The sequence below is a fragment of the Brevundimonas variabilis genome (assembly GCF_014199945.1).
Lineage (GTDB): Bacteria > Pseudomonadota > Alphaproteobacteria > Caulobacterales > Caulobacteraceae > Brevundimonas > Brevundimonas variabilis.
Genome location: NZ_JACHOR010000004.1, coordinates 1 through 17,277 on the forward strand (window position 1 = coordinate 1; position 17,277 = coordinate 17,277).

Below are 17,277 nucleotides of genomic sequence, written 5' to 3' on the forward strand. Positions count from 1 at the left end.
TCCTCAAGCGCAAACCCGTCGACCTCATCCTCGTCGACTGCGCCATGCCCGAAATGGACGGTTACGACTTCGTCAAATGGCTCAGACGCGAGATGGACGCCCCGCTGAACACCACCCCGGTCGTTATGCTGACCGGCCATGCGGCTTCGTCCAAGGTGTTCAAGAGCCGGGATTGCGGGGCCAGCTTCGTCGTCACCAAGCCGCTGACGCCGGCCGTCCTGTTGCAGCGCATCCGCTGGCTTGCCCGGGACGAACGCGAGTTCGTCACCTGCGACACCTATGTCGGCCCGGACCGGCGCGTGCGGAATCTGGGGCCGCCCATCAATACGGCAGGTCGGCGCGCGAGCGATCTTTCGGCGCATGTCGGCGAGGCGACCGAGGAGAACATGGACCAGTCGGCCATCGACAATCTGATGAAACCCCGGCGCATCTCCTTGTGAGTCCAGCAGGCCCGCGACCCGCCGGGCCAGTCAGTCGGGACCCGGTCCCAGCCTCTGATCGACGGCCGGGTGACTACGTATAAGTCCGTAGTCCTGCGGTTACGCTTGTTTACCATGTTGGCGGCAAGGTTCAGGACCTGTGTCGGAGGGCATCAGGCGTATTGTCGCCGCGCCCCTCCAAGCCAGGAGCACCTCCTTGCGAACCCTGAGTATCCGCAATCGACTGAATCTCGCCTTTGTGGGCGTTCTGGCCATCTCGGTCGTCGTCGCCGCCGTCGCCGCCGTCCAGGTCCATGCGATCAAGGAAAACCTGCAAGCCGTCAACGAGATCAACTCGGTCAAGCAGCGCTATGCGATCAATTTCCGCGGCAGCGTCCATGACCGGGCGATCGACGTCCGCGATCTGACGCTGCTGACGGCGCCCGCCGACATCGAACAGACACTGGCGTCCATCGAGACCCTGACCGCGAAATACGCCGAGTCCGCAGGCCCGCTCGATGCCCTGATGACCGGGGCCGAAGTCACGGCAGAAGAGACGGGCATTCTCGACAGCATCAAGCAGACCGAGACCCGCACGCTGCCGATGGTCGAGCGGATCATTGCCCTGCAGGCCGCCGGTGACATCGACGGTGCCAAGACCCTGCTTCTGACCGAGGCGCGGCCCGCCTTCGTCGAATGGCTCGCGCGCATCAACCAGTTCATCGATCTGCAGGAAGCCCGCAACAAGGCGATCGGTGCCGAGACGACCGAGGCGGTCAGGACCTTTACCCTGCTGATCTTCGGGCTTTGCCTGCTGGGACTGATGCTGGGCGGCGCGATCGCCTACTGGGCGACGCGATCGATCGCCCCGCTGGCACGGTTGACCCAGATCATGGGCGGAATGGCGCGTGGCGAGTTCGAGGTCGATATTCCATCCCGGGCGCGCCAGGACGAGATCGGTTCGATTGCCAATGCGCTGGAGGTCCTGCGTCAGGGGGGCGTCGAGAACGAGGCCCTGAAGGCTGCAGCCCTCAATTTCCAGAACGATCTGGATCGGCAGTTGCGCGAGAAACAGGCCGCGTTCGAGGCCTCGGGCGTCGAGCAGAAAAGGCTGGTCGCAGCGATGGCGCGCGAACTCGACAGGCTTGCGAACGGAGATCTGGGCGCCCGCGTCACGGAAAATCTCGCGACGGAGTACAAGCAACTCCAGGACGACTTCAATCGCGCCGTCTCCCAGCTGGACCAGGCCCTGGGCTCCGTGCGGGAAACGACGGGCTCGATCCGGAACGGGTCGGAGGAAATCGCGGCCGCGTCCGATGAGCTGGCCAAGCGCACGGAGCAGCAGGCAGCCTCGCTGGAAGAAACCGCTGCGGCGCTCGAACAGATTACTGTCACCGTGCGGCGCACAGCCTCGGGTTCCCAACAGGCGGCGCAGGCCGTCGCCTCGGCGCGGGGGGACGCGGAGGCGTCTGGTGACATCGTTCAGCGCGCGATCGCGGCCATGAGCCAGATCGAGGCATCGTCAACCGAGATCAACCAGATCATTGGCGTCATCGACGAGATCGCCTTCCAGACCAATCTGCTGGCCCTGAATGCCGGGGTGGAGGCTGCGCGGGCCGGGGATGCGGGCCGTGGCTTCGCCGTTGTCGCCCAGGAAGTGCGTGCCCTCGCCCAGCGATCAGCCGAGGCGGCCAAGGAGATCAAGGCCCTGATCTCGACCTCCGGACAGCAGGTCAGCCAGGGCGTGTCTCTCGTCGGTGAAACAGGCGAGAGCCTGGCACGCATCGTCGGACAGGTGGCTGCCATCGACGGCCTTGTTTCCGAGATCAGTGCGTCGGCCCAGGAACAGGCTTCCAGCCTCGGCCAGGTCAACACCGCCGTAAGCCAGATGGACCAGATGGTGCAGCAGAACGCCGCCATGGTCGAGGAAGCGACGGCCGCGTCTCACGCGCTGAAGACGGAGTCCGGGGAACTCAACGCCCTGGTGTCGCGATTCAACATCACCGGATCGCCAACATCATCCTCAAGCCATCCTGTCCACGCCGCTCAGGCCCGGATTGCCGACTTTGCGCGTCCCGCGGCAAGACCGGTCTCTCGCCCTGCGCCGCGCTCTGTCGGCAATACCGCCGTCAGGGCCGACGAATGGGAGGAGTTCTAGCCGTGCACCGGCTCCGGTCCGGCCTGTGACGCCAGTCCTGCCGGACCGGACCCTGTTGCATGGATGCCGGTCTGCGTTTGCAGGTCAGGCGATGGAACGCCTTTTCGCATCAGGTCTTGAAGTGCCGAGGCCGTCGGAGTAACGCGCCTCGGCCCCTCGAAGCGCTTCATGATCGACCCATTCGTGCCATCCAAGACCGGACAGACCGACGCCTATCCCGTGCAATGCCGGGCCTGCGGCGACAAGACGGAACTCGTGCTCCGGTGGAACACCGTGGGCGAGGTCCGCAAGGCCTGGGACGGGGTTGGCAAGGCCCGCGTCAACCTCCGTCAGCCGCGCATGTCGACGGGGCAGTGCGGCCAGTGCGGATCAAACGATCTCGCGATCGGAGCGGTGAGAATCGCCTAGGTTGACGGGCACCGGCGATCCGCCCCCGGCTCTCTGTACCGAGCGGCGGGTTCATCCTCCCCTCGAAACCCCGAGGCTCAACGCCGGTCAACAGCCATGACTGGCCTGGCCCTGCGAGGGGCTGCACCGGCCGTCAGGATGACGGTGGCCATTTCCAGACCGTGCGGATCCGACCGCTTGTGTAGGACAGGATCACGATCGTCGGCTGACGCTTTCCGCACTGCTGGCACACCATGCGCGGCTGGATCCGGCGAAGCGGGGTCCGCTTCATTTCTGCAGACCAGAGACCCCAGCAAGGGGCCGCCCGGTGTCCACACAGGCATGAGAGTTCGATCTGGTCGCAACTCAGCTTGTCGGTGACGGTGCAGTCGTCGCCATAGGACGGCATCGTTCACGACCGTTTGCCTGCGGCACGGGACATGCCGGCGCAGAGGCTGGCGATGAAGGCCCGGTGCGCCTCCGGCGAGGCGATGATCTGGCGGGCCTGGTCGTCTGTCAGGCGGGCACTGGCGAGCCTTGCCGTCAAGCCGCTCAGGTCGGCGCCAAGGGGGGATGTGGGGGCCTGTTGCATGGAGGGTCTCCGTTCGGGGCGCCGACCCCGGAAACACCCTAGTCGAAAATAGAACAAAGAAAGAACATATGCCCTGTGGTTTGCTGTGGAAACCGTGGAGAACTTCACGATTCCGGGCGAACAGCTGCAACCGGATTGTCGAGCCTTCCGTATCCTGCTGACATGACGACACCTACCCACGAAGACATCGAACTCGACCAGCAGTGGCGTGAGGTTTTCGGCCAACCCCTTCCGATGCTTGGGGCCTCTGGCATCGCCCGCATGGTCCTTCAGCAGTACCGGGATCAGATCGTCGAGAGCGCCGACGCCCGATAGGATGGATCATTGCGGACCAGGTCCACACAGTCGGGACCGGGTGGTATTTCCGTGTAAGGATCTCGCCCTGGAACCCATCGGCGTCTTGCGCGATCCTTGCGTCCTGGCCTCGATTTGCGCCGGTGACGGTTCGCCCTTAAGGCGAACACTGATACATTGTGTCCATATGACAACGATATAAAATACTCATTATTGAGGACGAGCTTTTCCCTAATAACTGGTTGATAGCGCGTCTAGTGAAGCAGTCAGGGTTGCGGACAATGTACGAAGCGCCGATGCCCGGGACCCTGCAGACGACACCGGCTGAGCTGGCAATCGTCTGTATCGAGTCATGGCCGCATGCCACGCTTTTTCTGGAATCCGCAGAGCCAGCCGTGTTCTGGATGAATCCCGCTGCTGAGAAATGCCTGCGGGATTGGGGGGCGACGCTCGCGGGGCGCCGGATTCAGCTGGCCCAGAGGGAGCGCCAGAAGGCGTTCGAGGACTTCCTTTCGAGAGCGACGTCGGAGGTCTCGTCCTGGGTGATGGACCTGTCCGGAGATGGGCGGGCGCTGGTGTTCCGGTGTCGCCTGATCGGCGAGACGGGGTTCCGCCTGCTGACGGTCTTCCATCCCGAAAACCCTCCCACCTCGGTGCCGGATGTCGGGGCCCTGTTCGGGCTCACGCCTTCCGAGACCCGCATTCTCGAGGGCATCGTCGACGGCCGGCGTGCGGACGATCTGGCCGAGTCTCTGGGTGTCAGCATCGAGACCGTCCGGACTCACATCCGGCGGTTCTACAACAAGCTGGGCGTCAACAGCCGCGAGCAGATGATCGCCAAGGTCAGCGCCTATCGCGTTCCCTGATCCTGATGTCCTGACCCTTTACGGGCGCGAGGCATCATCCGAGATCGACAGCTCGGCCCTGAGAATGAAACGGTTCTGATGGTCGAACACTTCTGCCACGGAACAGTCCCCTGGCCGTGGGCGCGTCTCGACCACGGCGTCCGAAAGACAGGCGACGGCGCGGGTGGCGATCGTATCCGGCGTCGCCGTCACGCCAACGGTGTCGATCCAGCGCTGGCCGTTCTTGACGATGTCGATGCGATAGACGGTGGAAACGTTGCCAGGCACCTGATGGGTCCGCTCGAAGCTATGATTTCGCGATATGGAACCTGCAACCTTTGCGGTCAATGAACGTCGATATCTAACGCGGCGTTTGCCGTGATTGTGATCGCGCCGTCGTGCCGGCTGATCCCCATGGTCCGACGATCCGAAATGAATCGCGGATGGTCTGCCGCACCATGATCGTGAGCTCTTGACTCTAAGCCCCAAGAGAGAGGCATATATGAGAACATAACAGGAACAAATAGTGCCTTCGACGTATCAGATCGCGCAGCTCAAGACCCGCCTGGCCAGCCTTTCCCGTCACGATACGGGCGGCGAGCCGGAAAGGTTTCTGCTCGGGATCGACCGTGTCGATGCGTATCTGGACCCCGGACCTTGCCTCTTTTGCCTGCACGACATTCATGCCCGGACCGCCGCCGATGCCGTGGCCGCCAATGCCTTTGCGCTGGGGCTGGCGACGCGCGCGACGCGGGAGCGACCCATGGTCTGGGTCTTCCAGAACCTGGCCGGACAGGAGGCCGGGGGGCTGAATGGCTCGGGGCTGCACGAATGGGGGGTCTCGCCCGACCGGGTCCTGATCGTGCGGGTCCGCGATGCTACGGCCCTGCTGGCGGCGGGCGAGGAGGCCCTGAAGAGCGGGGCGGTCGGCTCGGTGCTGATGAGTGGCTGGGGCGAGGCCAGGGCCATGAGCCTGACGGCCAGCCGGCGTCTGGCCCTGGCTGCCCGGGCCGGCAGCAGCACGGCCTTCGTCGTGCGGGCAGCATCCATGTCGGCCCCCAGTGCGGCCGAAACCCGCTGGTCGGTGGGCTCGGCCCTGTCGACCGGGCTGGAGGCCGGAGTGCCGGGGCGACCCGCCTTCGTCGCGGCCCTGACCCGCAGCCGTCAGGGGGCGGCCCCCGCCCAATGGACGCTGGAGTGGGATCGTGAGCGCCGCGCCTTCTGCGAGCCCGCGCCGGTATCTGGCCGTCGACTTTCCGTTCCTGTCCCCGGATCGGCTGCGGCGCGAGGCCCTGCGGCAGGGCTCCGCCGAACCGGATGAGGATGCGGTCGTGCTGGTCGAGAAGATCCGGGGGGCCTTGCGGCTTGCGGCGCTGAGCCCGGAGGCCTGTGCGCTGGGCCTGACACGCGGCATGACCCTGGCCGATGCCCGGGCCCGGACCCCCGCCCTGAGCGTTGTCGTGCATCAGCCCGATGCCGATGCCGCCCTGTTGCGGCAGGTGCTGGACGATTTCGGCCGGTTCACCCCGATGGCGGCCCTGGACGGGGATGCCGGCCTGATTCTGGATGTCACCGGCTGCACCCATCTGTTCAGCGACGAGGCGGGGCTGGTCCGGGCGGTGGAGAGGCGCGCCGGTCGTATCGGCCTGGCTGTCCGCACCGCGCTGGCAGGAACGCCCGAGGCTGCGCGGGCCTTGGCCCGGTTCGGGCGGAGCGGGCAGGTTTATCAGCCCGGTCAGGATCGCGACGCGGCGCGCACCCTGCCGATCTCGGCCATGGAGCTGGGGGAAAAGGATCAGCAGGCCCTGACGCGGGCCGGGCTGCGGACGCTGGGGGATCTGGAAGACCGTCCGACCGCAGCCCTGGCGGCCCGGTTCGGGAGCGACCTGCCCGTGCGGCTGGGGCGTATTCTGGGGCGGGAGGATGTGCGGATCACCCCGCTGCGGCCGCCACCCCCCTGTGTCGTCGATCGCATCCTGTTCGAGCCCATCACCGAGACGACCCATGTCGAGGCGGTGATCGGCGATCTGCTGGCCGAGGCCGCGGTGTGGCTGGAGCAGCGCAGCCTGGGCGGGCGTGCGTTCGAGGTAGCCTTCTTCCGTCTGGACGGGGCGACCCGGCGGATCACGGTCCGGACCGGCCGGGCGACGCGGGATGCCCCCGGCGTGATGCGGCTGTTCCGCGAGCGGCTGGCCGCCCTGGCCAGTCCGCTGGACCCCGGGTTCGGCTTTGACCAGTTGCGGCTGTCGGTCCCCGTGACCCAGACCCTGATGGCGGCCCAGCCCGGCTTCGAGGCCCCGTCCACGGCCACGCGGGATCTGGACGGGCTGATCGACCGGCTGACCGCCCGTCTGGGCCCCGAGGCCGTGTGCCGGTTCGAGGCGGTGGAGTCGCATCTGCCTGAGCGCGCGGCGCGTCTGGTCTGGGCCGGGAGGCGCGAGAGCGGCACGCCCTGGCCTGCGCGCGATCCGGAGTCCCCGCCGCTTCGCCCGTTCCAGATGTTCGATCCGCCCCAGCCGATCGAGACCGTGTCCCTGGCCCCCGATGGCCCGCCCGCCCGGTTCCGCTGGCGGCGGGTCACCCATGACGTCGCGCGCGCCGAGGGTCCGGAGCGGATCGGCGGGGAATGGTGGCGACGCCCAAACCATCGCACCCGTGACTACTACCGGGTCGAGGACCGGGACGGTCGTCGCTTCTGGCTGTTCCGGGCCGGTTTCTATGGCGATGACCCGGAGCCGCGCTGGTATATCCACGGCCTGTTCGCATGACCGGGTCCGAGGATGCTCCGGCCTATGCCGAACTGGCGGTCGCCAGCAATTTCTCCTTCCTGCGGGGGGCCTCGCATCCCAAGTCGCTGATCCTGAGTGCGATCCTGCGCGGCCACATCGGCATGGGTCTGGCGGACCGCAATACAGTGGCGGGCGTCGTGCGGGCCTGGACCGCGCTGAATACCCTGAGGGAGGAGGGGCTCTCGCCGCCGGAGAAACTGCGCGACGGCGGCTCGCCCGGCGAGACAGTCTTCGTCGAGGACCCGATGAACGACCCGGCCCTGTCGGAACTGGTCAAGGCGCGTGCTCAGAGCTTCCATCTGGCCACCGGGGCCCGGCTGGCCTTCAACGACGGGACGCCGGACATCGTCGCCTATCCGGAAAACCGCGCAGGCTGGGGCCGGCTGACCCGGCTGCTGACCCTGGGCAACCGCCGCGCCGTGAAGGGCCAGTGCGAGATCGGCCTTGCCGACCTGCTGGCCGATCCGGAAGACCTGCTGCTGATCGTCATGCCCGAGCGCCGGCTGGAGGGTCTGGCCTCCCTGCTGTCCCGCCTCGATGCGGCCGTGCCCGGGTCGGTGTGGATGTCGGCAGCCATGCTGCGCCAGGGCGATGACCGCCGGCGACTGGCGCGGCTGAAAGCGATCGCCGCCGCCGCCGACGTGCCCCTGCTGGCGGTCAATGACGTCCTGTACCACGACCCGTCCGAGCGCGATCTTCAGGACGTCCTGACCTGTATCCGCGAGGGGGTGACGATCGAGGCGGCGGGGCGGCGGCTGCTGGCCAATGCCGAGCGCTACCTGAAACCGCCCCTCGAGATGGCCCGGCTGTTCGCCGATGCACCGGAAGCCCTGGACCAGACCCGGGCCCTGCTGGACCGGGTCCGGTTCGATCTGAAGGACCTGACCTACAACTATCCGCAGGAGCCGACGCCGCCGGGCTGGTCCTCCCAGGCCTGGCTGGAGGACCTGACCTGGCAGCATGCCCGCATGCGCTATCCCGACGGCGTGCCGGCCCGGGTGGAAGAGCTGCTGAACAAGGAACTGGCCTTCATCCAGACGCAGAATTTCGCCCCCTATTTCCTGACCATCCACGACATCGTGCGGGTGGCCAACTCAAAGGGAATCCTGTGCCAGGGGCGGGGGTCGGCGGCCAATTCGGCGGTCTGCTATGTGCTGGGCATCACCTGTGTGGACCCGGCCGAGAACGACCTGCTGTTCGAACGCTTCCTGTCCGATCACCGGGGCGAGCCGCCCGACATCGACGTCGATTTCGAACACGAGCGGCGCGAGGAGATCATCCAGCACATCTATGACCGCTATGGTCGCCACCGGGCAGGCATTGCCGCGACCGTCATCCGCTATCGACCCAAGAGCGCCATCCGCGAGGTGGGCAAGGTGCTGGGCCTGACCGAGGATGTCACGGCCCGGCTGGCCGCCAGCCAGTGGGGCAGCTGGGGCTCCGACATCGGCGATCGCCATGTCGAACAGGCGGGGCTGGATCCCGCCAATCCGATGATTGGCCGGGCGGTGGCCATGGCCACGCGCCTGCTGGGTTATCCGCGCCACCTGTCCCAGCACGTCGGCGGCTTCATCCTGACCCAGGACCGGCTGGACGAGCTGGTGCCCATCGGCAATGCGGCCATGCCGGACCGCACCTTCATCGAATGGGACAAGGACGACATCGACGACCTGCGGCTGATGAAGGTCGATGTCCTGGCGCTGGGCATGCTGACCTGTATCCGCAAGGCGCTGGACCTGATGCGGGACCACGAGGACGCGCCCTATGAACTGCACACCGTCCCGACCGAACAGGGCGATGTCTATGACATGCTGTGCCGGGGCGACTCGATCGGCGTGTTCCAGGTCGAGAGCCGGGCCCAGATCAACATGCTGCCCCGGCTGAAGCCCCGCACCTTCTATGACCTGGTCATCCAGGTCGCGATCGTTCGGCCGGGCCCGATCCAGGGGGACATGGTCCACCCCTATCTGCGACGCAGGGCAGGGCTGGAGCAGCCGGACTATTCGAAGCCCGGCCCCGGCTTCGACCAGAACGAACTGCGCGAGGTGCTGCACAAGACCCTGGGCGTGCCCCTGTTCCAGGAACAGGCCATGAAGGTGGCCATGGTCGCCGCCGAGTTCACGTCCCGGGAGGCCAACGGCCTGCGCAAGGCCATGGGCACCTTCCGCGGCGACGGCACCCTGTGGAAATACGAGGGCCGGATGGTCAACCGCATGGTCGAGCGCGGCTATACCCCCGAGTTCGCCCAGCGCTGTTTCGACCAGATCAAGGGCTTCGGCTCCTATGGCTTTCCCGAGAGCCACGCGGCCAGTTTCGGCAAGCTGGTCTACATCTCGTCCTTCATCAAATGCCGCTATCCGGCGGCCTTCGCCTGTGCCCTGCTGAATTCCCAGCCCATGGGCTTCTATGCCCCGGCCCAGATCGTGCGCGACGCCCAGGAGCACGGGGTCGAGATCCGGCCCATCGATGTGAACCTCAGCGACTGGGACAACACGCTGGAAGGTCGGCCAGGATCGCTGGCGCTGAGGCTGGGCTTTCGCCAGATCGACGGCTTCCGCGAGGCCTGGGCCCGTTCGCTGATGGCTGCCCGTGACCCGTCCTTTGCCGGGGTCGAGACCCTGGCCCGGCGCGCCAGTCTGCCGGCGGCGGCGATGCGCAAACTGGCCGATGCCGATGCCTTCCGCTCCATCGGCCTGGATCGGCGCGAGGCCCTGTGGGCCGTCCGGCGCCTGCCCGACGACGCCCCCCTGCCGCTGTTTGCCGCCGCCGATGCCCGCGAACTGGGCGAGGAGGACGATGCGAACCTGCCCCGGATGCGGCTGGGCGAGCATGTCGCGGCCGACTACCAGACCACGCGGCTGTCCCTGAAGGCCCATCCGATGGCCATCCTGCGTCCGGTGTTCGCCGCAGAGGGCATGCTGACCTGTGCCGGCCTGCAGACGAAACGCAGCGGCACCAGGGTCCGCACGGCCGGTGTCGTCCTGGTCCGCCAGCGCCCGGGCAAGGGCAATGCCATCTTCATCACCCTGGAGGACGAGACCGGCGTCACCAATCTGGTCCTGTGGGCCCGGATGTTCGAGGAATACCGCGGGGTCGTCATGGCCGCCCGGCTGATGGGGGTGGAGGGGGTGGTCGAAAAAAGCCCCGAGGGTGTCGTCCACCTGATGGCGCATCGGGTGTTCGATCGCTCGGACGAACTGGACCGGCTGTCCGACGGGCACAGGCCCGAGATCACCCTCAGCCGCGCCGACGAGATCGTGCGACCCCAGCCGCCCCGGCACCCGACCCATGCCCATCCTCGGAACGCGCGCATCCTGCCGGGCTCGCGCGACTTTCACTGACGGCCGGACGCGTCCGGAGCATCCCCATTTCCCGCCACATCGCGCCGGTCTTCCGGATTGTGCAGTTGCGAACAAGCAATGTTGCGGCGCAATATCCATATGCGGCCTGTCAGCCCTGTGGAGAGACATGAACCATGACCAGCCTCGGCCAGACCGTCGCCGCCCTGACCCGCCGCCGCCGCGAGGCCGCGCGATCGACCGGCACGCAGAATACGCGGATGACCGCGGTCGCGCTGTCATCCAACCCGGGCGACCTGAGGATGCTGGTCCATGTTCCCGAAAGCCTGGCACCCGGAGCACCGCTGGTCGTGGTGCTGCATGGCTGCACCCAGACTGGCGAGGCCTATGCCGCGGGCGCAGGCTGGTTGGCGCTTGCAGATCGGTTCGGCTTCGTGGTGCTGGCTCCCGAACAGGTGCCGGGCAACAATCCGAACCGCTGCTTCAACTGGTTCCAGGCCGAGGATACCGCGCGTGGCCGCGGCGAGGCGGCCTCGATCGCGGCCATGACGCGACAGGTCATCGGGGACCATGGCATCGACCCGGCCCGGGTCTTTGTCACCGGCCTGTCTGCCGGTGGAGCCATGACCGCAGCCATGCTGGCCAGCTACCCGGATCTATATGTGGGCGGGGCCATTATCGCCGGCCTGCCGTTCGGGGCGGCCAACACCCTGTCCGAAGCCATGGGAGCCATGATGCAGCCAAGGGCCCAGGCCAGCGCCGTCTGGGGTGACAGGGTTCGCCAGGCCTCCCCGCACACGGGGCCGTGGCCGTCGATCTCGATCTGGCATGGTGACGCCGACGCGACTGTCCGGCCCGCGTCCGCAGATGCCCTCATCCAACAATGGACGGACGTCCACGGCCTGACGGGAGGTCCACAGCGCGCCCGGACGCCCGATGGGCGGCTGTTCGATGTCTGGCTTTCGCCGGACGGTCAGCCGCGCGTCGAGCATCACCGCATTTCGGGCCTGCAGCATGGGACGCCGCTCAGGACCGACGGACCCGACGGAGTCGGGATCGCAGGTCCTTTCCTGATCGACATCGGCATCTCGTCCAGCCTCGAGATCGCGCTGGGGTGGGGCATTGCGCAGACCGAACCCGGTCTGGCGACCGGGTCTGTTCCACACGGCCGGACTGACCGCGCACCGCCTCAGGCAGCAAAGGAAACGCCGTCAGAAACCGCGCCGACCCGATCGCCGTCACCCCGCGCGGATGGGCTCACAACGGTCATCGAGAATGCCCTGAAGGCCGCCGGGCTCATGCGATAGCCCGGAACGGATGGCTCAGGCGTTCATCCGGATTTCTTCGGCATGGGGCGGGTAGGGCGAGGCTGTGTCCCAGTCGACCGGCGCACCGCTGAGTGTGCTGGCAAATCCGTGGTTGACGTCGCGGTGATGGGCTTCATCCGCCCGCACCTTCAGCACCACATCGCGCAGCGTCGCATCAGCCGGCAGCTTCCAGTAGTGGATCGCGATCGCCGGAGCGGGCACGTTCGGTGACCGGCCCTCGTCGATCTCCTTGAGGTACAGGGTATAGCTGACGACGGCCTCTTCCTCGAAATAGCCGACCAGACGGTGAGCCGTCCGGGCCGACACGAGATAGAGCAGGAAGAAGATGATGTAGAAGATGGCCTGGGCCAGCTGCACGACCAGCCGTTCGAAATAGGTCGGCTTGGCCACCTCGATGAAGGTCATCAGGTGCATCCGCTCGTTCTCGGCCTCCTCCATGAGGGTGCGGATCCAGCCCTCGTCATCCTTCATGCGGCGCAGGCAGGTCAGGTGCTGGATCGTTGCGCCGACCATGCCGGGCACGGCCGCGACGGTTTCCAGCACAATGGCGCGGTGCCCGTATCGCTTGGCAAAGAAGGTGTCGGCCAGAACACGCAGAAGCTTGGTGAAGGCCAGGGCGAACCGGTCGGATAGCCCATGCGGCGCGTGGTGAATGACCGGCTCTGCGTCACGCTCCTCGTCAAGGCCTTGCTTGTCGGGTGTCAGGATGGCGTTGGCCATGGGTCTTCTCGTCTACTGTTTGATCGCGAGTTGCCGCTCGGTCCTCAGACAGGCTGTGCAACGAACGGCAGGGTCCCGGATGATTCCGGTCCTTGGTCTCGCGTCATTCGTGAACGTAGGCGCGCCATATGGGTTCACATCATGTCGGGGCTGAGGAGTGCGTTAATGAGGCTGCGCCCCGGAAGGGCGCTTCGGTTCGGGCCGCATAGCCATCGCCGACAGCGTCGTCAGCAAACGCACCCAGCGAGAAGTAGGCATTGCTACTCTGGCCCTGGACGGCACTGCTGACACAGATCACCTCGGGCCTGAAGCGCAGGACGGCGAGGGCCCGCGAGGTGGGACAATAGACGCTGAAGTCTGGCCAGCGCGCGGACATGATCGCGTTCAGGGCCTGAATTTCGTCGGGGTCCGCCACCTGATGGGCATGGCCCGACATGACCAGGCCGACAGTTCCATCCGTTCTGGCATCGGCGTGGATTGCCAGCGAAACCCGCGAGTCAGCCTCAAGATTGGCGAACTTCTGGCTCTCGCGATCTGTCACGAAGTACAGATCCAGCCCTTCATTGACATAGCCGACCGTCGTGACCTGAGGCCAGCCATCGGGGCGGTTGACGCCGATCGACATCAGCCGCTCCCGGTCAAGGAAGCCTGTGATCGCCGTCACGGCGCGACGGGTAATCGGGGGATAGGGCCGGGTGTTCAGGTCCGTGTGCATCTGGTGATCTCCAGTTGCGGACTTAGATCCGACGGTCCGCCCGTCGCATTGATCCGGCTCAAACACGCGCCGTTGCGACATCTTGACACATTTATCGGAGACAAGCTCAGGAATTCGGGGCTTCGGCCAGGGTCCGATCGGCGGAAGCGGGTCGCCCGACCGTCTGGACGGATTTGAGGTAGGCGATCACGGCGCGGTTATCGTCCGGCGTCAGGATGAACTCGGGCATGTCGGGGTGCGCCGTCACGATACCCTCGGCAAACGCTTCGGAAAGCTCATCGACGGGATAGCGCTTGCCAATGTCCCGGAACGCAGGCGCCCTCGGGTGCGGGCTGTTCCCGGTGGCTCCCAGGGCATGACAGCCCGAGCAGTTTGCCGCGGCAAATGCCGCTCCGCGAGCGACCATCGCGTCCGTGCCAGAATTCTCGGTCGACGCAGGGCCTTCGCCGCGGGGCCGATCAGAGGGAGGCGCAGCGACCGAGGCACAGGCAGACAGCATCAGGATCAGAACAGGCAGGATCAGCGGCTTCACGGTTCGATCTCCCATGGCACAGGCAGTCACTCTGCACGGCGGGGAACGGGCGGTCCTTGATACCGATCAATGCGCGGGCGTCGGCCTTGGTGTCAGGTGTGCCGTGACCGGAGCCGAACCCATGACCTATGCGAGCCTGATGGTTTATGTCGACGAGGGCCCCGAGGCCGAGGCGCGGGTAAAGCTCGCCTGCGATCTCGCGGTCCGGTTTGACGCGCGACTGATCGGCATCTCGGCCAGCTATCCCGATGCACCCCAGGTCGATCCCTATGCGGGCGGTGCCATGCTGGGCGAGATGCTGGGCCTGTTCCGGGATGCTGCAGAGGCGGATGTCAAACGGACCGAGACCCTGTTCTGGGCCGCCGTCGGATCACATGCAGACCGTTGCGAGTGGCGCGGAAGGCTCGGCTTTCCGGCCGACGTCGTGGGGCAGGATATCCGTGCCGCCGACCTGCTCATCCTTGGTCGTCTTTCGCCTGAACGCGGCACGCACCGGTCGCTCGATCCCGGCGATGCCATCATGGCGCTGGGACGCCCGGTGCTGATCGTGCCCCCGCAACCGGCTCGATCGCCGCTCGGCACGGCGGCCGTGGTGGCCTGGAAGGACTGTCGCGAGGCCCAGCGGGCCGTGGCCTCTGCCCTGCCCATGCTCAGGGCCGCGACCCTGACCCACGTCATCGAGATCTGCGGGTCGGAGGCCACAGAGGAGGCACGTGGCCGGACGCATGATGTCGCCGCCTATCTCGAACGTCACGGAATCACGGCCAGTCCGCGCGTGCTGCACGGCGACGGGGGGCCTCGCGCCCGCCAGATCCAGACGTTTGCCGAAGACCAGCATGCGGGTCTCGTTGTTGCGGGCGGCTATGGTCACGCCCGCATGCGCGAATGGGTTCTGGGCGGCGTCACCCACGGGCTTCTCGGGATGTCTTCCGTCTGCCTGTTGCTCAGCCACTGACCGTCACACCGCTTCCAGATCCTGTGGGTGCCGGTCCGGCCCCATCCTTGCCGCCAGAAAAGCCAGCACCCCCGCTGCTCCCGCCGCAATCCACAGTCCGCCGATACCGAGATGCGCGTAGGTCAGGGCTCCGGTTAGCCCGCCAGCGGCCAGGCCCATCCACAGCAGCAGATAGGGCACCCAGCCGAACCGGTCTCCGCCGAGGAGCGCAGAGGTGATCCGCTGCCCCAGCTTGACCAAGGTGCCGGTCATATAGGTCAGGCCGATACGAACCTCGCCGTCGATCTCGAACACGGCGTTCTCGGCCCCCATGGCCAGGGCCATGGCAACCGCCGCCATCCACGGCTGGCCAATCGCGCTCAGGCCTGCCGCCGCCGCGAGCAGCAGCGCCACCATGAGAAGGACCGCAGGCTGTCTGCGGGACAGAAAGATCTGTCCTGTCATCGATCCGAGGACGACACCCACGACAAAGGTCAGCAGCAGCCCGCCGGCCCGTGCCGCATCCGCGGATCCGTCGGCGAGGCTGACGCCCAGACGCGTCGTGTTCCCGCTCATGAAGGAGACGAAGAAGCCACCCAGATGGATGTAGGCCATCGCATCGACGAAGCCGGCGAGGCCCGAGAGACAGGTCGCAAGTGCCCTCGCGCGGGCTGTGTAGAGCTTCATCGGCCCTCCATGCCCCCCGCGTCATGCGCCGGGTCGGGTCACTGTCGAGTGGCCTAGCAGACCCGGGGGACCGTGGCGAACACCGGGCCGGCCTTGGACCCCCTGATGGCCTACCGGAAGGGTGGCTCGTCGAAGGCGCGAAGCTTGCGGGAGTGCAGGCTGGCCCCTTCGTTCCGCAACAGGTCGATGGCCTGGATGCCGATTTGCAGGTGTTCGGAGATCGACCCCTCGTAGAAGCGGTTGGCCTGACCCGGCAGCTTGATCTCGCCATGCAGCGGCTTGTCGGAGACGCAGAGCAGGGTGCCGTAGGGGACCCGGAACCGGTAGCCCTGGGCGGCGATCGTGGCCGACTCCATGTCGATGGCGACGGCGCGGCTCTGGTTGAATCGAAGCGCCGATTTCGAATACCGCAGCTCCCAGTTCCGGTCATCTGTGGTGACGACGGTCCCGGTGCGCAGCCGGCGCTTGATGGCCTCGCCCGGCATGTCGCTGACGGCCTTGGCGGCGTCGTAAAGCGCGCGCTGGACCTCGGCGATGCTCGGGATCGGGATGTCCGGCGGCAGGACCGCGTCCAGAACATGGTCGTCCCGCAGATAGGCGTGGGCCAGGACATAGTCGCCGATCGTCTGTGACGGGCGCAGGCCGCCGCAGTGGCCGATCATCATCCAGGCATGCGGGCGGGTGACAGCCAGGTGGTCGCAGATCGTCTTGGCGTTCGACGGGCCGACCCCGATGTTGACCAGGGTGATGCCCTGCGAGCCCGGCGCCGTCAGATGGTAGGCGGGCATCTGGTGCTTCTTCCAGGCCGCGTCCATGACGGCCGCTTCCGGGTCGGGCGTGTCGCGCGTGATGAGCACGCCACCGGCACAGGACAGGGTGTCGTAGATGCTGTTGGGGTCGCGCAGCTGCTCGCAGGCCCAGCGCACGAATTCGTCCACATAGCGGTTGTAGTTGGTGAACAGGATGTAGGACTGCACATCCTCGACCGGCGTGCCGGTGTAGTGCCTGAGGCGGGCCAGCGAGAAATCCGTGCGCAGCCCGTCGAACTGGGACAGCGGGAAGTCCTCGGCCAGGTCGAACAGGCCGTCGCTGATCTCGTCGCCGATATGGGCCAGGTCGGTGGTCGGGAAATGCCGCGCGATCGCGGCCGTCATCGACCGGTCCAGCACCACGTCTGAGCCGTCCATCACATAGGGGAAGGGAATTTCCTGCTGCGACGGGCCGACCTCGAACACGGCCCCCTCATAGTCCGCTTCCAGCAGGCTGAGCTGCTCCAGCAGATAGGGACGGAACAGATCGGGGCGGGTGATGGTGGTGGCATAGATGCCCGGTCGCGACATCCGGGCATAGGCGCGGGTGGCCAGATTGGCGGGCCGGTCGCCGAACCAGCTGACCTTCAGCTCCGGATAGGCGAACAGGCCTTCGGCGCGCGCCGCCGGATCGGCGCGTTCGCCGGTCTGGACGAAGTGGCGGACGGCGCTGCGCAGATTGGCAACGGACTGGCTGTAGAGGGTTTCGAGGCGGTCCAGGACCGCATGCGCCGTCATCGGCGTGATGTTCGTATCTGTCATGGCTTCC

Annotated in this window: 18 protein-coding genes; 10 read left to right on the plus strand and 8 right to left on the minus strand. The window is 66.6% G+C overall.

All coding sequences use genetic code 11. The features are described from left to right. From GGR13_RS11350 to GGR13_RS11360, 3 genes are all read left to right on the plus strand, one after another. On the plus strand, nucleotides 1-440 hold a 440-nt coding region (locus GGR13_RS11350; protein ID WP_183213670.1), incomplete at its 5' end, for a response regulator. Nucleotides 441-636: 196 nt separating this feature from the next. Next, nucleotides 637-2,577, plus strand: a complete 1,941-nt coding sequence (locus GGR13_RS11355; RefSeq protein ID WP_183213671.1) for a HAMP domain-containing methyl-accepting chemotaxis protein — start codon at nucleotides 637-639, stop codon at nucleotides 2,575-2,577. 168 nt (nucleotides 2,578-2,745) lie between these two features. Next, nucleotides 2,746-2,985, plus strand: coding sequence for a hypothetical protein (locus GGR13_RS11360; RefSeq protein ID WP_183213672.1), 240 nt, complete (start codon nucleotides 2,746-2,748; stop codon nucleotides 2,983-2,985). 133 nt (nucleotides 2,986-3,118) lie between these two features. On the opposite strand, the gene GGR13_RS11365 is transcribed toward GGR13_RS11360, so the two are convergent. Next, nucleotides 3,119-3,373, minus strand: a complete 255-nt coding sequence (locus GGR13_RS11365; RefSeq protein ID WP_183213673.1) for a hypothetical protein — start codon at nucleotides 3,371-3,373, stop codon at nucleotides 3,119-3,121. A 3-nt stretch (nucleotides 3,374-3,376) separates the two neighbouring features. Beyond that, the gene (locus GGR13_RS11370; RefSeq protein WP_183213674.1) at nucleotides 3,377-3,556 is read right to left on the minus strand and encodes a hypothetical protein; all 180 of its coding nucleotides are present in this window, start codon (nucleotides 3,554-3,556) and stop codon (nucleotides 3,377-3,379) included. Between the two features lie 162 nt (nucleotides 3,557-3,718). Here GGR13_RS11370 and GGR13_RS11375 point away from each other — a divergent pair, with 162 nt between their 5' ends. Beyond that, nucleotides 3,719-3,871 (plus strand): hypothetical protein, encoded by a 153-nt coding sequence (locus tag GGR13_RS11375; RefSeq protein ID WP_183213675.1) that lies wholly within the window; start codon nucleotides 3,719-3,721, stop codon nucleotides 3,869-3,871. A 260-nt stretch (nucleotides 3,872-4,131) separates the two neighbouring features. Continuing rightward, complete coding sequence (locus GGR13_RS11380; protein ID WP_183213676.1) at nucleotides 4,132-4,716, plus strand: helix-turn-helix transcriptional regulator; 585 nt, start codon at nucleotides 4,132-4,134, stop codon at nucleotides 4,714-4,716. 18 nt (nucleotides 4,717-4,734) lie between these two features. Here the strand turns inward: GGR13_RS11380 and GGR13_RS11385 are convergent, their stop codons facing one another. Further along, nucleotides 4,735-4,983, minus strand: coding sequence for a hypothetical protein (locus GGR13_RS11385; RefSeq protein ID WP_183213677.1), 249 nt, complete (start codon nucleotides 4,981-4,983; stop codon nucleotides 4,735-4,737). Nucleotides 4,984-5,221: 238 nt separating this feature from the next. Between GGR13_RS11385 and GGR13_RS11390 the strand changes: the two genes are divergently transcribed. The 4 genes from GGR13_RS11390 (at nucleotide 5,222) to GGR13_RS11405 (ending at nucleotide 12,090) form a co-directional block, all read left to right on the plus strand. Then, nucleotides 5,222-6,016 carry an ImuA family protein gene (locus GGR13_RS11390; RefSeq protein ID WP_183213678.1) on the plus strand — a complete coding sequence of 265 codons (795 nt, stop codon included), beginning with the start codon at nucleotides 5,222-5,224 and terminating at the stop codon, nucleotides 6,014-6,016. Next, entirely contained in the window at nucleotides 5,901-7,463 is a 1,563-nt protein-coding gene (locus GGR13_RS11395; RefSeq protein ID WP_183213679.1) for a Y-family DNA polymerase, read from the plus strand. Before GGR13_RS11390 ends, GGR13_RS11395 begins: the two co-directional genes overlap by 116 nt. Beyond that, a complete protein-coding gene (locus GGR13_RS11400) occupies nucleotides 7,460-10,825 on the plus strand; it encodes an error-prone DNA polymerase (protein ID WP_183213680.1) in 3,366 nt (1,121 codons plus the stop codon). The genes GGR13_RS11395 and GGR13_RS11400 overlap by 4 nt, the downstream gene beginning before the upstream one ends. A gap of 134 nt (nucleotides 10,826-10,959) precedes the next feature. Beyond that, the gene (locus GGR13_RS11405) at nucleotides 10,960-12,090 is read left to right on the plus strand and encodes an extracellular catalytic domain type 1 short-chain-length polyhydroxyalkanoate depolymerase (protein ID WP_183213681.1); all 1,131 of its coding nucleotides are present in this window, start codon (nucleotides 10,960-10,962) and stop codon (nucleotides 12,088-12,090) included. A 15-nt stretch (nucleotides 12,091-12,105) separates the two neighbouring features. Here GGR13_RS11405 and GGR13_RS11410 read toward each other — a convergent pair whose 3' ends face one another. The 3 genes from GGR13_RS11410 to GGR13_RS11420 form a co-directional block, all read right to left on the minus strand. Beyond that, a complete protein-coding gene (locus tag GGR13_RS11410) occupies nucleotides 12,106-12,831 on the minus strand; it encodes an alternative oxidase (protein WP_183213682.1) in 726 nt (241 codons plus the stop codon). Nucleotides 12,832-12,970: 139 nt separating this feature from the next. Continuing rightward, nucleotides 12,971-13,546, minus strand: coding sequence for a pyridoxamine 5'-phosphate oxidase family protein (locus GGR13_RS11415; protein WP_183213683.1), 576 nt, complete (start codon nucleotides 13,544-13,546; stop codon nucleotides 12,971-12,973). Nucleotides 13,547-13,652: 106 nt separating this feature from the next. Then, entirely contained in the window at nucleotides 13,653-14,078 is a 426-nt protein-coding gene (locus tag GGR13_RS11420) for a c-type cytochrome (protein ID WP_221230651.1), read from the minus strand. Between the two features lie 121 nt (nucleotides 14,079-14,199). Here GGR13_RS11420 and GGR13_RS11425 point away from each other — a divergent pair, with 121 nt between their 5' ends. Next, nucleotides 14,200-15,033, plus strand: coding sequence for a universal stress protein (locus tag GGR13_RS11425; protein ID WP_183213684.1), 834 nt, complete (start codon nucleotides 14,200-14,202; stop codon nucleotides 15,031-15,033). A 3-nt stretch (nucleotides 15,034-15,036) separates the two neighbouring features. Here the strand turns inward: GGR13_RS11425 and GGR13_RS11430 are convergent, their stop codons facing one another. Continuing rightward, nucleotides 15,037-15,699 (minus strand): YoaK family protein, encoded by a 663-nt coding sequence (locus GGR13_RS11430; protein ID WP_183213685.1) that lies wholly within the window; start codon nucleotides 15,697-15,699, stop codon nucleotides 15,037-15,039. 110 nt (nucleotides 15,700-15,809) lie between these two features. Next, entirely contained in the window at nucleotides 15,810-17,270 is a 1,461-nt protein-coding gene (locus GGR13_RS11435) for an AMP nucleosidase (protein WP_183213686.1), read from the minus strand. Between the last annotated feature and the right edge of the window lie 7 nt (nucleotides 17,271-17,277).

Bases quoted from the DNA above. Each gene is read 5' to 3' on its own strand.
- GGR13_RS11360 (WP_183213672.1), top strand. From the start codon at position 2,746: ATGATCGACCCATTCGTGCCATCCAAGACCGGACAGACCGACGCCTAT.
- GGR13_RS11365 (WP_183213673.1), bottom strand. From the start codon at position 3,373: ATGCCGTCCTATGGCGACGACTGCACCGTCACCGACAAGCTGAGTTGC.
- GGR13_RS11370 (WP_183213674.1), bottom strand. From the start codon at position 3,556: ATGCAACAGGCCCCCACATCCCCCCTTGGCGCCGACCTGAGCGGCTTG.
- GGR13_RS11375 (WP_183213675.1), top strand. From the start codon at position 3,719: ATGACGACACCTACCCACGAAGACATCGAACTCGACCAGCAGTGGCGT.
- GGR13_RS11380 (WP_183213676.1), top strand. From the start codon at position 4,132: ATGTACGAAGCGCCGATGCCCGGGACCCTGCAGACGACACCGGCTGAG.
- GGR13_RS11400 (WP_183213680.1), top strand. From the start codon at position 7,460: ATGACCGGGTCCGAGGATGCTCCGGCCTATGCCGAACTGGCGGTCGCC.
- GGR13_RS11405 (WP_183213681.1), top strand. From the start codon at position 10,960: ATGACCAGCCTCGGCCAGACCGTCGCCGCCCTGACCCGCCGCCGCCGC.
- GGR13_RS11410 (WP_183213682.1), bottom strand. From the start codon at position 12,831: ATGGCCAACGCCATCCTGACACCCGACAAGCAAGGCCTTGACGAGGAG.
- GGR13_RS11415 (WP_183213683.1), bottom strand. From the start codon at position 13,546: ATGCACACGGACCTGAACACCCGGCCCTATCCCCCGATTACCCGTCGC.
- GGR13_RS11425 (WP_183213684.1), top strand. From the start codon at position 14,200: ATGACCTATGCGAGCCTGATGGTTTATGTCGACGAGGGCCCCGAGGCC.
- GGR13_RS11430 (WP_183213685.1), bottom strand. From the start codon at position 15,699: ATGAAGCTCTACACAGCCCGCGCGAGGGCACTTGCGACCTGTCTCTCG.
- GGR13_RS11435 (WP_183213686.1), bottom strand. From the start codon at position 17,270: ATGACAGATACGAACATCACGCCGATGACGGCGCATGCGGTCCTGGAC.